Origin of the sequence: Alkalithermobacter thermoalcaliphilus JW-YL-7 = DSM 7308, assembly GCA_001584565.1 — a bacterium.
GTDB classification, from domain to species: Bacteria; Bacillota; Clostridia; order Peptostreptococcales; family Peptostreptococcaceae; genus Alkalithermobacter; species Alkalithermobacter thermoalcaliphilus.
In genome coordinates this window covers 321607-335014 of the sequence record LSFY01000001.1, presented here as the reverse complement: position 1 = coordinate 335014, position 13408 = coordinate 321607, and the positions used below count along the sequence as shown (strand labels likewise).

Annotated in this window: 11 protein-coding genes, 1 pseudogene and 1 riboswitch; all 12 genes and pseudogenes read right to left on the bottom strand. The window is 29.1% G+C overall.

Annotated elements, in window-relative coordinates:
• Positions 1 to 21: 21 nt before the first annotated feature.
• On the bottom strand, positions 22 to 708 hold the full coding sequence (locus JWYL7_RS01850) for an MgtC/SapB family protein (RefSeq protein ID WP_066068085.1): 687 nt from the start codon (positions 706 to 708) through the stop codon (positions 22 to 24).
• 32 nt (positions 709 to 740) lie between these two features.
• Positions 741 to 2108 (bottom strand): magnesium transporter, encoded by a 1368-nt coding sequence (gene mgtE, locus JWYL7_RS01845; RefSeq protein ID WP_066068082.1) that lies wholly within the window; start codon positions 2106 to 2108, stop codon positions 741 to 743.
• Between the two features lie 184 nt (positions 2109 to 2292).
• Positions 2293 to 2464, bottom strand: a riboswitch (M-box (ykoK) riboswitch).
• 44 nt (positions 2465 to 2508) lie between these two features.
• Positions 2509 to 2934: a DUF1284 domain-containing protein gene (locus JWYL7_RS01840; protein ID WP_066068079.1), complete on the bottom strand. Its 426-nt coding sequence runs from the start codon at positions 2932 to 2934 to the stop codon at positions 2509 to 2511.
• Between the two features lie 38 nt (positions 2935 to 2972).
• Positions 2973 to 3824, bottom strand: coding sequence for a DegV family protein (locus JWYL7_RS01835; RefSeq protein WP_066068076.1), 852 nt, complete (start codon positions 3822 to 3824; stop codon positions 2973 to 2975).
• Between the two features lie 121 nt (positions 3825 to 3945).
• Positions 3946 to 5124 carry an acetyl-CoA C-acetyltransferase gene (locus JWYL7_RS01830; protein ID WP_066068073.1) on the bottom strand — a complete coding sequence of 393 codons (1179 nt, stop codon included), beginning with the start codon at positions 5122 to 5124 and terminating at the stop codon, positions 3946 to 3948.
• Positions 5125 to 5158: 34 nt separating this feature from the next.
• Positions 5159 to 5797 (bottom strand): nitroreductase family protein, encoded by a 639-nt coding sequence (locus JWYL7_RS01825; RefSeq protein ID WP_066068070.1) that lies wholly within the window; start codon positions 5795 to 5797, stop codon positions 5159 to 5161.
• 32 nt (positions 5798 to 5829) lie between these two features.
• Positions 5830 to 7014, bottom strand: coding sequence for an HD-GYP domain-containing protein (locus JWYL7_RS01820; RefSeq protein ID WP_066068068.1), 1185 nt, complete (start codon positions 7012 to 7014; stop codon positions 5830 to 5832).
• A gap of 117 nt (positions 7015 to 7131) precedes the next feature.
• Positions 7132 to 8381, bottom strand: a pseudogene (uvsE, locus tag JWYL7_RS01815) (UV DNA damage repair endonuclease UvsE).
• A gap of 10 nt (positions 8382 to 8391) precedes the next feature.
• Positions 8392 to 10893, bottom strand: a complete 2502-nt coding sequence (locus tag JWYL7_RS01810; protein ID WP_066068066.1) for an EAL domain-containing protein — start codon at positions 10891 to 10893, stop codon at positions 8392 to 8394.
• 97 nt (positions 10894 to 10990) lie between these two features.
• Positions 10991 to 11737 carry a ZIP family metal transporter gene (locus JWYL7_RS01805; protein WP_066068063.1) on the bottom strand — a complete coding sequence of 249 codons (747 nt, stop codon included), beginning with the start codon at positions 11735 to 11737 and terminating at the stop codon, positions 10991 to 10993.
• Positions 11738 to 11801: 64 nt separating this feature from the next.
• Complete coding sequence (locus JWYL7_RS01800) at positions 11802 to 12596, bottom strand: PDC sensor domain-containing protein (protein ID WP_066068060.1); 795 nt, start codon at positions 12594 to 12596, stop codon at positions 11802 to 11804.
• A gap of 233 nt (positions 12597 to 12829) precedes the next feature.
• Positions 12830 to 13378, bottom strand: coding sequence for an RNA 2',3'-cyclic phosphodiesterase (gene thpR / locus JWYL7_RS01795; protein WP_066068058.1), 549 nt, complete (start codon positions 13376 to 13378; stop codon positions 12830 to 12832).
• Positions 13379 to 13408: the final 30 nt, after the last annotated feature.

Sequence of the window (13408 nt, the reverse complement as noted above, 5' to 3'; positions counted from 1 at the left end):
TGCGTGTATACACGCAAGTTTTTACGACTGAACTTCCCATCCTACTGAACTTACTCCTGACTCTAAGCTTATTCTACTAGCTATTTTTTCTAAAATCGAGTGATTTTTCATTATACTTGTAAGCTTTGCAGTTACTTCAACATATTCAGTTGATTCAATATCATCACTTTCTAAATTAGTTAAAATAACATCTTCTTGTTGTAGCATGTGTATTAATAAAGCTCTTATATGAAACTCTGTTTTTTTTGAGCAAACTACTCTTAAAATATATATTGTTTCAAATCTATCTGATGATTCTGAGTGATCCTCAACTTTTTTTATCATGTGTCTTAAATATACATTTGCAATTAAAACAAATAAAGTTCCTACCACAGCCTCCTTTACAAGACCTGCACTAGTTAAAACTCCTATAGCAGCAGAACACCACAATGTAGCAGCAGTATTTAAACCTCTTACATTTATTCCATCTCTAATGATTACCCCTGCTCCTAAAAATCCTATTCCTGAAACAATCTGAGCTGCTACTCTACTTGGACTACTTTCACCTTCAATAGTCATAGACAAAGTAACAAACAAGAAAGCTCCTAGCGCCACCAATACATTTGTTCTTAAACCAGCCATTCTTTGTCTTTTTTGTCTTTCAAAGCCTATTATGCCTCCTAGAACAAATGCTAAGCTGATTCTTAAAATGAAATCTGTAAATATCATACTATCACCCATTTCTATCAAAAGATAAGAAATTATAATAGGTAACCTAGGAACTGTTTAACTAACATAAAGTAAATCAAAAGTCCAGTTATATCTTTAATAGTTGTAATTATAGGGTCTGCACCAGCTGCTTGATCAACTCCTATTTTAAATAATATATACGGAATTAAAAAACCTAATGAAGTAGCTACTGTCATAGTAATTGTCAATGCTAATCCTACCGCTATTCCTAGTTCAGGAATACCTTGCCATAAAAATGCTGCAATTCCTGTAAGCACTCCAACGAACGCTCCCATACTTAATCCAACAAAGGCTTCTTTAGCTAGGTGCTTTAGAAAATTATTCAATTGTATATGTCCTAATATTAATGCACGTGAGAATATAGTACTTGATTGAGTTCCTGCATTTCCTCCCATATCCATAATAACAGGAATAAATATAGCAGTTGCTGCAATAGCCTCTAGCGTTTCTTCAAATACATCTATAACCGCTCCTGCCATTAACCCTCCTAACATGGTTATAATTAAAAATGGCAATCTAACTTTCCAAACATCAAGTAAGGACCCACTAATTAATCTTTGACTATGATCTCTTTCTTTGTTATTTAATTGAGTTAAACCTGCTTTGATAAATATATCTTCTGTTGTTTCTTCTTCAATAATATCCATAGCATCGTCAATAGTTATAATTCCAACTAATCTATTTTCTTTATCTACAACAGGAACTGACAGAAAATCTAGATTTTGTAGCAACTGTGCAACTTCTTCTTGATCCGTACTAGTTGAAACTTTTACAACTTTATCATTCATAATTTCTTCTAATTTTTTGTCTACTGGAGAAGTTATCAACTCTCTTAAAGATAAGACTCCTTCTAACTTTCTAAACTCATCAACTATATATATAGTATAGATAGTTTCTTTTTCCTTGCCGACTTTTCTTATCTTTTCTATAGCTTCTTCAACTGTATAATTTCTCTTTAGAGCAAGATATTCAGTTGTCATTATTCTTCCTGCTGTTTTTTCTTCGTATCCCATCAATAAAGCTGTTTTTTCTCTTTCTTCTGGTGAAAGAGCTTGAATTAGTTTATTGGCAACTTTTGCTGGCAATTCATCTAAAAGTCTAACTCTATCATCTGGTTCAAGTTCTGAAATCATCTCTATTGCAACTTCCTCAGTAAATGAAGATAACAACTGTTGTTGAAAACTTGTATCGAGTTGTTCAAACACAAATAAAGCTTTTTCCTTAGACAAGAGTCTATAAACTATAACTTGTTCCTCTGAAGGTAAATCTTTAATAACATTTAAAATATCTAATTTGTCTGACTTATTAAGTAATTCTTTTAAAGACTCTATATCTTTATTATTAAAGTGAGTCCAAATAAGTTTTTTAAGATTTTGCATAATAATCCCTCCATATAATTTATAGTCTTTAGTTTTTGAAGATCATTTATTCCTTTTTTACGCCTAAAATCATCACTTTCCATTTGGACTCACCTCCTTTTTTTTACAAAATAAAAAAACGACTACAAGGAGTCGTTTCAAAAACACTTCACAATAAAACCTACAATAAACCTGTAGATTTATAGCTTTAACTCCTCGTTCTGGATTTAGCACTAAATGACGTAGAATCAATTCATTGATTCAGCTATATTAAGCAGACCTTAATCCGATCTTGCCTGTTCTACCCATTAGCGTCTCTCGACGTTTTTGGGCAATAGCCTGTGTTCATTTAGGAGCCTCACCTAACAAGTTATATTAAGTTTTATTTCCTACTAAATTCTAATTTAAAACAAATGATATGTCAACACTTTTTATCATTTCTTAAACTATTAAGTCCTTCCTCACAATAATCAAGACATCTCCAACTGCAATTTTTACATAATAAGTTTAGTTTTTCATTTGTGAAATTATTTTTTATACGATTGTTTATATCAAAAACTGTTAGTTTATCCCCTGGCTTTATTTTTAGTGCATCAAGTACTATTTCATCCATTATTTTTATCTCTTTTTCAGATTCTTCATTTCCATCTTTTTTGCACATATTCCTCTTAAGATGTGGACAACTCTTACAAATAATATCAGCTTTGTTGTCAACTTCTATTAAAGTATCCATATTATATTTTAATATATTCACAATTTCACTCATCTTTTCAACAAACTCTTTACTATAACCAAGGCCTTTAAACCCTAATCTGCATATAAGATGATGCCCTCTTAACTTTATCATTTCAACTCTCCTTAGTTGCTATAAATATACGAAATGAACTATTTTCTTTCTTCTTTCGTATAATATACAATCCCTAGTGCACCCGGTCCAACATGCACTCCAACTACAGGTCCAATTGGACAAATATCTATAGGTTGCTTAACTAAATTTTCAACAGCTTGAGCAAATTGCTTTGCTTCTTCTTCACAATTTATATGATGTATTATAGCTTCACATAAACCATATTCCTTTACATCTTCCATAAAGATATCTATCATTTCTTTAACTGCTTTCTTTTTACTTCTAACTTTAGTTATAACGTCTGTTTTTCCATCTTTGACAGTTAATATAGGTTTTAGCTGCAATATAGATCCTAAAAGAGCTTTAGCTGTACCTATTCTTCCACCTTTTCTTAAATACTCAAGAGTGTCAGGAATAAAAAGAAATCTACTTCTTTTGATATTCTCATTTACCTTTTCAACAACTTCTTTTATTGTTTTTCTCTCTTTTGCTTCTTTAGCTGCACAAAGTGCTGCATACCCTAGCTGCATAGCAGTAGATTTAGAATCTATTAATTCTATATTCGCATTAGGATAATTTTCTAATATCATGTCTTTAACCATACAAGCAGTGTTGTATGTTCCACTTTTTAGTGATGATATAAATACTCCTACAATATCATATCCATCTTCGATAACTTTTTCAAATATATTATAGATTTCTTGCACTGTTGGTTGAGAGGATGTAGGTATTTTATTTAGTTTTTCATAAAACTCTTCATTTGTTATATCAGTTTCTTTAATTACTTCATCTTCAAAAACTACACTAAGTGGTATAACTGTAATATCATATTTTTCTATTAGTTGTTTTGGTATATATGATGTACTATCAACTATAACTTTTATAGGCATTAATTAATCTCCCTTCAGCACTTTTATAAATATATATTCATTATACAGTAATTTAATATCGATTGTCTATTTTCAAAAAAGAGGATCAAGTGATATACTTAATCCTCTTTTTTAAATATATCTACCTTTTAACGATTAAGGATGTACCCATTCCGCCTCCTATACATAATGTTGCTAAACCATAAGTACTATTTCTTCTTTGCATTTCATAAAGAAGCGTTACTAAAATTCTAGCTCCACTTGCACCGATAGGATGACCTAATGCAATGGCTCCTCCATTTACATTTACTTTTTTGCTATCCCATTTTAGTTCTCTTTCAACTGCAAGTGCTTGTGCCGCAAATGCCTCATTAGCTTCTATTAAATCCATATCTTCTATAGTTAAATTTATTCTCTCTAAGGCCTTTTTAGTAGAAAATACAGGCCCAATACCCATTATAGATGGGTCAACACCAGCATTAGCATAAGATACTATAGTTGCAAGTGGCTTTATTCCTAAGCTTTCTGCTTTTTCTTTTGACATAACAACTAGTGCAGCTGCACCATCATTAATTCCTGATGCATTTCCTGCTGTTACTGTTCCATCTTTCTTGAATACAGGTTTTAGTTTAGATAGTTTTTCAATATTAATTCCAAACTTAGGATATTCATCAGTATCTACAATTATAGGTTCACCTTTTTTCTCATGTATAACAACAGGTACAATTTCATCTTTAAACTTTCCTTGCTTTATAGCATTTTCAGCTTTGTTTTGACTAGAAAGCGCGAACTTGTCTTGTTCTTGTCTTGTAATACCATATTTTTGTGCTAGATTCTCAGCTGTAATTCCCATATGATATTCATTAAATGAATCTGTCAATCCATCATGTATCATGGAATCTATTATTTGATCATGTCCCATTCTAACTCCCCATCTTGCTCTTTGTATCAAATACGGAGCTTGACTCATACTCTCTGTTCCACCAACTACTACAATATCATTATCTCCTGAAATAATAGTCTGTGCAGCTAAAGAGACTGCTCTTAGCCCTGAACCACATAACATATTTATAGTTGTTGCTGGAACATTTACAGGGATGCCAGCTTTTATTGCAGATTGTCTAGCCACCCCCTGCCCATGACCAGCCTGAAGAATACACCCCATATACACTTCATCAACATCATTCAAGCTTATTCCTGCTCTTTTTATTGCTTCTTTTATAACAATTGCTCCTAAATCTACAGGTGAAACATTTGCTAAAGATCCCCCATAACTACCAATTGGTGTTCTTGCACCACTTACAATAACAACTTCTCTCATCCTACTCCCCCCAAGATTTTAAAGTGTATTATAATTATTCAATTATTGTAATTACCTCACTTAATGGTTTTCTTTGTGGACTTTTCAATTCACTTTCCTGTGGAACACCTAAAGGAGTCATAGCTACTAGCTCGTACCCTTCCTTTAAGAACTCTTTTTCTAAAAACTTTTCTATTTCAATTACAGCATAATTAGGTCCTGTCATCCAGCAAGTTCCATATCCTAACTGGGCAGCTGCTAACATTAAATTTTCAATTGCTGCTGCTATATTTTGTATTCCAGGAGATGCACTTATAACACGTTTTAAAGCTTCATCTTCTCCTGCAATTTTAAGAATCTGATCACTCCCGATAGGATAAGGTCCTGCAAATGCTAATATCAAAACAGGAGCATCTTTGAAAAAGGTATGGTAATAAAGAAACTTTAGAAAATTTTGTTTTAGATTTTCATCATCAACCTTACTTGCTAAATAATTTGTTTTTTCATGGACTATTTGCGCAATTTTTTTAATTTTCTCTTTGTCCTTTATTATAACAAAATGCCAATTTTGTTTATTTTTACCCGATGGTGCATAAGTAGCAGCCTTGAGAATTTCCATCAAATCATTATCCTTGACAGGCTCATCTTTAAACTTTCTAACACTATGTCTTTGATAAATAAATGATAAACTCATAAACCTCAATCCTTTCATAATACAGTATATAATTAATTTAATATAATATTCTTACTTTGTTTTATATTTACATTTTTAGATGTAATAATTTTCTCAAGCAAATTTACTATTTCTTGATTTAGCGGCATATTTTTCATCATATTTAAAGCATCTTTATCTGTAAGCGCATTTCTATATGATCTATCTGTAGTTAAGGCATTAAAAATATCCGCAACTGTTAATATTTGAGATAAAAAAGGTATCTGCTTACCTTTTAATCCTTGTGGATATCCTGATCCATCTATCATTTCATGATGATATTTAACTATATGTGCAACCTTATTTAAACTTGGAAACTGTGATACAATATCATAACTTAACTGAGGATGCTGTTTCATAATCAAAAACTCATCTTCTGTCAATCTCCCTTTCTTATTTAAAATGTGTTCAGGTATTCCTATTTTACCGATATCGTGAAGAATTGCTGCTTTATAAAGATTTTTTATATCTTTTCTAGAAACCCTAAGTTCTTTAGCAATTTTTACTGCTATGTCTGCAACCTCTAATGAATGTCTAGCTGTATAACCATCTTTTTTTGAAAGAATATTTATAATAGACTCTAACCCTTCAACATCATAATGATTAGATATAGATAATTTCTCAAATGCATGATATATGTACATAAACAAAATGGCTATACTAATTGATAATAAAATATATATAATTTTAATTAATGAATCCTTATAAATAAATCTTATTTGATTTTCTTTAGATAAAGTTATATCAAAGTCAGTATCAAGCCCTAGAATACTTAAAATCTCATCTATATCTACATAAATCCTTATAATCTTATCCTTTATATATTGTTTGGATTGGCTATCAAAAATCATAAAATCAAATGATAACCTTTCATTATCAAATGAAACTAAATATTCTAATTTGCCATCATAACTTTTATCAATAATTTCACTTTTGATAGTTTGAATATTAAATGTAGATTTTATATGTTCTAAATTCTTATTTATAAACTCTTTATCATTATCCAATACAGCTTTGTACATATCATCACAAACAAAGTATCCTTCACTTATTCTTGCTCCTAAAACATTTTTATATGAACTAAAAACTTTATAGGCTACAGCTTCTTTTTGTATTGATCTACTTTTATTTAAACCACAAAATCCCATCAAAGATAACATAAAAAACAAAATAAAAACACAAATATACTTCTTATTCAAAATCATCACCTTTTTCAAATTATAAAAGCCTATACTTTGAAATGTTCTACAAGATTAGAGAAAAATCCTTTTATTTTTACATAAAAAAAGCATGCAGTGCATACCCCATGTTTATTTTCATAGAAAAAAATAATATGAATCTAAAAGATATTTAATGTTATACTTTAGTGCTAATTTGTAAAGAAACCTTTTAAGTTTATCTAAACTTTCTTTTCCTTCATTATATTTATCAAGTAAAGAAAAAACTTAGTTTTTTCACTATCTAAGGCTTTATCTTTAAAATATCCCCATACATGTAAAAGTGAGTTATAGGCCTGCCTTTTATTACTTTCTATATCTAAAGCCTCTTGAATTTTAATATAAAACTGTATAGGATCTACATTTTTCTTGTCTTTTAATAAATTGCGAATATCACTATATATACTTGCTTTTTTCTCTAGTACAGAATATTTATATTTAGCCCATTGCCTTTCTAATTCTGAAACTTTTATATTCTGAGTACAATGCATACACTTTATACAGGATAGATCTTTATCTTTAACTTCTAACATAATATCTAAGTTATTGCCGTTTATGTTTTTATAGTATTCAACAAATTTAACAACTTCTATAGTATCTGAATGACTTCCTATCTTGCCACCTATTTTTTGCTGCGAATAATGAATCTTTTGTTTTCCGTCATATTTTTTCCATGTAGCTTTAGCTTGATCTATCCAATAAGAATCTGTTTTTTCATCACAAACCTTATTTATATTGTGATGAAGATTATCAAATACTACAGGAATATTCACTTGTGTTCCAATTTCTAATACATCTTGTATATTAAAAGATTTTTCATCATTTTCTATTACAAGCCTTCTTTTTGCTATATCAGAAATAAATTTATAATTTTGTTTAAACCTATCTATAGCTTCTTTCTTGTTTTTATATAATCCTCCTATATGCAAGACTACTTTACAAGATGTATCTACATTTAAACTATCTAAAAATTTAGTATGATACTCAATATCTTGTATAGACTTTTTTACAACTTCTTCATTAGGAGAATTTAAAACTGTATATTGACCTGGATGCATAGATACTCTCATATTAGCTTTTTTTATTTTTTCTCCTATTTCAAGCAGCCTTTCTTTATAAGTATCCCACCACTTTATAGTATTTACCTGATGAGATCCAAAAGGTATTATATCTGAACTTATTCTAAAAAGTCTTATATTATTATCTATATTATATTGTATTTGCTTATCTAAAACTTCAAGATTGTGCTTTATAATTTGATTTAAATTATCTTCTGTTGCATTTTTTAATATACATCCTTTTAAATTTTCATTTATGCCAATTGTTATACAGGCATAACCTATACTCATTGCATCCACCTCAAAAACTTTTATAATCGTAATCAAGAATTTTTTCTGCTTCTTCCTTACCTACAGGTTTACTGAAAAAATATCCTTGCATATAATCACATTTTCCTTTTTTGAGCCTTTTATACTCTTCTAATTCTTCTACTCCTTCTGCAACTACTTTAAGTCCTAGTCCATGAGCGATTGAAATCATACTATCTATAATTTGAATTTTATCTAGTTCTATAAATTTATCTTTCAAACTTTTATCCATTTTAATTTTATCTATTGGCATATAAGTCAAATAATTTAACGAGGAATATCCAGTTCCAAAGTCGTCTAACGCTATTTTAATCCCTAATTTTTTTATAGCATTTAATCTTTCTATTGTTTCTTGTTTATTTTCTAATAAAACATTTTCTGTTATTTCTAGTTCTATTAATGATGGGTCTATTTCATTTTGTTTTATAGTTTGAACTAAATACTTAATAAATTTGCTATCACTAAACTGCTTTGGAGATATATTTATAGCAACAGGCTTTACTGGCAATCCTTTTTCTTTCCATTTTTTTATCTGACCTGCAACTTCAGCTATTACCCATTTTCCTATCTGTATAATTATCTCAGATTCTTCAGCAGTTGGAATAAATACTGCTGGTGATATATTTATATTTTCTAGTCTTAACAAAGCTTCAAAATAAATTGTTTTTCCTGTATCTACATCTACTACAGGTTGGTATTTTATTAGTAATTTTTCTTCTTTTATTGCTTTTCTCAGTATATTCTCTATATTTATTTTTTCATTAAATTCTATTTTCATTTCTTCATTAAACAAAAGATACTTATTCTTTCCTGAAAACTTCGCTTTATACATAGCTATGTCTGCTTTTTTGAATAAATCATCTATATCCTTTCCATCTAATGGATATCTCACAATTCCTATACTAGCAGTTATAGGTTGCTCCATATCTTCTACCTTTATTTTTTCTCTGAATATCTTTAATATATTTCTTGCATACAGCTTTATTTCATGTATATCATCTTTTGATATGTGTATAACAAATTCATCACCGCCAACTCTAAAAAGCTGTGCATCTTTTAAATTTAATGCCTTTAATGTTTCTACTATTTTTCTTAAAATTTTATCTCCATATAAATGCCCTAATGTGTCATTTATATTTTTGAAATTATCTAAATCTAGCAAGAGAATAGTTCCTTGTTTATTTTTATTTATAGCTTCTTTCAATACTTGCCTGAATTTTCTTCTATTATATATTCCTGTTAAAGAATCATGTTCTGCAAGGTATCTTATATGTTCTTCTTTTTGCTTCATATCAGTTATCTCTACAAGTACTCCATTTATAGTTTTAAAATTTCCTAGTCTATCAGTTATTTTCTTTCCCTTTACTAAATACCATCTTATATTTCCTTGTATATCTTTTACTCTAATTTGAGTATTTATCTCATTTTTAAAGCTTTTTTCATTTTTCTTAAACTCTTCTATCAGTTTTTTTCTATCCCTAGGTAAAACTATTTGATTTATAATTTCATAAATACTTTCTGATGCTATGTCAATTCCTAAAATATTTTTTATATCTTGTGAAATATGATGAGTTAATTTAAAATTTTTATCTATTTCCCATACAAAACTCCCAGTTGCTCTAATAGCTATTTCATATTTTTGTTTTAATTCTTCGTTTTTTTCTAGATATTCTTGAATTTCATCGTACTGAGCTCTTAGTTCTTCTTCATTAGCTGTCAGTTGACAAATAGTCGCTTCTAGTTCCTCGTTTGTGGATTCTATCTGCTTTTGATAATGAACCGTCTCAGTTACATCTGTATATATTGCATATCCGCCTATTATTTGATCTGATTGCCTTACTATCATCCCTCTAATATCTACATAAATAGGTTCTAACTCCTTTGTATATCTAATTGCTGATATATCTAGTGTTCCTTCTTTAAATAAATTTATAGTGTTTTTCTTGCCTTCATCTCTTTTTTCTTTTATAATAACTAGTTCATCGAGATTTTTTCCTATACATTCTTCTTTTTTATATTTGAACATTTTAAGAAAAGTTTCATTTACATCTACTACGATATTGTTTTTATCAAAGTAAACTATTGCATCGATATTATTTTTAAATAAAATCTCATATCTATTTGAAATGATAGTTTCTTTTGTTACATCTAAGAACAATGTAGTAAAATATTCTTTTTCCTGAGAAAAAGTAACTATTTTATAATATCTGTTTAATATTTTTGAATAACTTGTTATTTCTTTTTCAGATTTATTTAAAGCAACTTCCCCATAAAATTTTATCCAATCAAAATCATCTTCTTTTATATTTGGTATCACTTGCGTAACTTTTTTACCTATAACATTTTCTTTTTTAAGTCCAGTCATTTTTTCAAATGCTTCGTTTACTTCTAAAAATATATAATCGCAAGGAATATTATTTTCATCTAAAACAATCTTGTGATTAGCATATGCAATTGGACTTTTTTGAAGTATCATTTCATACCTATTTTTCATAATTTCACCCGTTCAGTATTATTGTATTTAGATATACCCAAATAAATCTAACATACTCATATATTATGATCTTTTCATTAAATTATTTTTATTGAGTTTATAAAAATATAAATCCGAGTAATAACCCTATAATCATCCCAAAGTTAGCATTGTGGCTATGCATTGTGTTTGCCTGTGGGATTAGTTCATCATTAACTATATATATCATCGCTCCTGCTGCAAAAGCCAATGAACCACCTATAAAAACTTCAGATATCTTTAAAAATAGCATTCCAATAGCAGTTCCTAAAGGCGTCATAAGACCAGCTAAAAGAGTAAATAAAAATATCTTCCCTATAGAAAGACCTCCAGATTTTAAAGGCCCTGCTATTGCCAATCCTTCAGGAATATTATGAAAAGCTATAGCAATTGCAATAAAAATTCCCATCTGTGGACTAGCTTCAATACCAGCTCCAATTGCAAGACCTTCTGGTAGATTGTGTAAAGCAATTCCAAATAATATCAAATATCCTGTTCTTAACATTTTATTATCCATACTATCAAGTTTACCTACATTTTCAACTACTAAATCTTCACCGCTAGACATATGTGAGTGAGGGACAATTTTATCTAATAAAAACATCATTCCTGCTCCAAGAATAAAACCAATAACAGTTATTGTCATAGATCCAAGCTGAAGTGATTCTGGCATTAGCTCGAAAACAGAAATAGACAACATTATTCCTGCCGCAAATCCAAGCAAAGATGCCAACACTTTTTCACTTATCTTACCAAAAATAACTAAAATTATTACCCCAAACACAGTAGATGTTCCAGCTAAAAAACTATATAATAACCCTTCCATATTTGATCACCTTTTTATTGATTGTATTATCTAAAGTCTGTATCCTTTTATTATTTTTCAATATTTATACCCTTAATTTTAGATAAAATAACACTTTCTCTAAATCATTCTTAGGCTGACCTACTCTACTCTCATCAGGATGTGCAACTACTATACCTTCATGGGAAACTATCCTACCAAAACCCGTTTCATACAATTTAGTTTCTTTAATAAATGATTGCAAGTACTCTAAAGTCATATCTATACCAGCTACACCTAAAATTTTTCCGCCTGATTTTATAGGTACTGCTAAAGAAGTCATAAGAACTTTTTTACCATCTTCTACTTCTTCATAATAAGGTTCAGTTATAGTCTCTATCCCGCTATTCAACGGTATAGTGTAATAATCATTGTTCTTAGGATCATAAACTTGATCAATCTCAAAGTATTCTCTAACTATCTGATTACCATCTCTAAACCAATAACTAGTAAATCTTCCTTTTGCATCGTATTCTTTTTTCCCTGCATACTCGGCATCTTTTCCATCAAATGAATTTGGTTCAAAAACTACCCATATGCCATAAAAACTATCGTTACTTTCAATAATTTTTCTTAAAGATAAATCTAAAGCCTTTCTATCTGTAATTCCTTGCTCAACCATTTCAGATGATATATTTGAAACGGTTTTAGCTGTATTTAAAGCTACTTCTAATTGACCTTTTACTAAATAGGCATATTCTTTACTTACAGCTTCTGCTAATATCTGTGCATCATTTGAGCTTTTCTGAAATTGCACTATTGTAGAATAAGTAATGATAACGCTAAAAAATAATACAACAGGTATAAATATCATAGATAAAAATTTCTTTCTAAGGTTCAATCCAATCTCTCCTTTTGTATGTCTTCTATAATTTAACTAAAATAACGTAAGATAGCCTTGATAATATATTATAATGTTATATAAAATTTTAAAATTCTTTTTTGAAATTTTCAAAATATTGAAATCCTATCCAAAAGAAAATACTCCTAATATAAACATATACACAGGCTTCCACTTAATCTCTTTAAATCCAAATAATACTCTAGACATATTTCCAAATATATTATGATTTTTTAACTTTCTAAGAAACTCTTTTTATATATCGTTTTGTATACAAGTTTTCCATTTTCTCTACAGCTTTCCATAAGAGACAATTCTTTCACCAAAAATTGTACTGAAGTTATATTTACCTCATTTTGTATCGATTCTAATGGCCTATTGAGTATAACTTCTCTTCCAATAGTTATATGTGGACTATACGGTCTATCTTCTTTTTTAAACCCTTTCCTATATATTACATTTTCTACTTCCTTAAACAAACTATTAAGCTTATCCGTTTCGCCGCCTACTCCTACCCACACAATTTTTTTATCCTTTCGTGGAAAACAACCTATTTTTTCAGTCCTTAAAACAAATGGATTATTCCATCTTATTGTATCCATAGCATCCTTTATGTCTTTTAGCTTTTCTTCATTTATTTCTCCTATAAATTTAATAGTTATATGAAAATTGTCTTTGTCTGTAAAGTTTCCTTTTATTGAATGTTTTCTTATATAATTTTGATATACGCTTAACTTATCTATAACTTCTTCATTTAGCTCAATGGCAAGAAAAACTCTCATATTTTATCTCCTTCACTTTATATTTTTTAT

Coding starts and splice junctions, on each gene's coding strand:
- JWYL7_RS01850 (WP_066068085.1), bottom strand. CDS start 708: ATGATATTTACAGATTTCATTTTAAGAATCAGCTTAGCATTTGTTCTA.
- JWYL7_RS01840 (WP_066068079.1), bottom strand. CDS start 2,934: ATGATAAAGTTAAGAGGGCATCATCTTATATGCAGATTAGGGTTTAAA.
- JWYL7_RS01810 (WP_066068066.1), bottom strand. CDS start 10,893: ATGAAAAATAGGTATGAAATGATACTTCAAAAAAGTCCAATTGCATAT.
- JWYL7_RS01825 (WP_066068070.1), bottom strand. CDS start 5,797: ATGAGTTTATCATTTATTTATCAAAGACATAGTGTTAGAAAGTTTAAA.
- JWYL7_RS01830 (WP_066068073.1), bottom strand. CDS start 5,124: ATGAGAGAAGTTGTTATTGTAAGTGGTGCAAGAACACCAATTGGTAGT.
- thpR (WP_066068058.1), bottom strand. CDS start 13,378: ATGAGAGTTTTTCTTGCCATTGAGCTAAATGAAGAAGTTATAGATAAG.
- JWYL7_RS01805 (WP_066068063.1), bottom strand. CDS start 11,737: ATGGAAGGGTTATTATATAGTTTTTTAGCTGGAACATCTACTGTGTTT.
- mgtE (WP_066068082.1), bottom strand. CDS start 2,108: ATGCAAAATCTTAAAAAACTTATTTGGACTCACTTTAATAATAAAGAT.
- JWYL7_RS01835 (WP_066068076.1), bottom strand. CDS start 3,824: ATGCCTATAAAAGTTATAGTTGATAGTACATCATATATACCAAAACAA.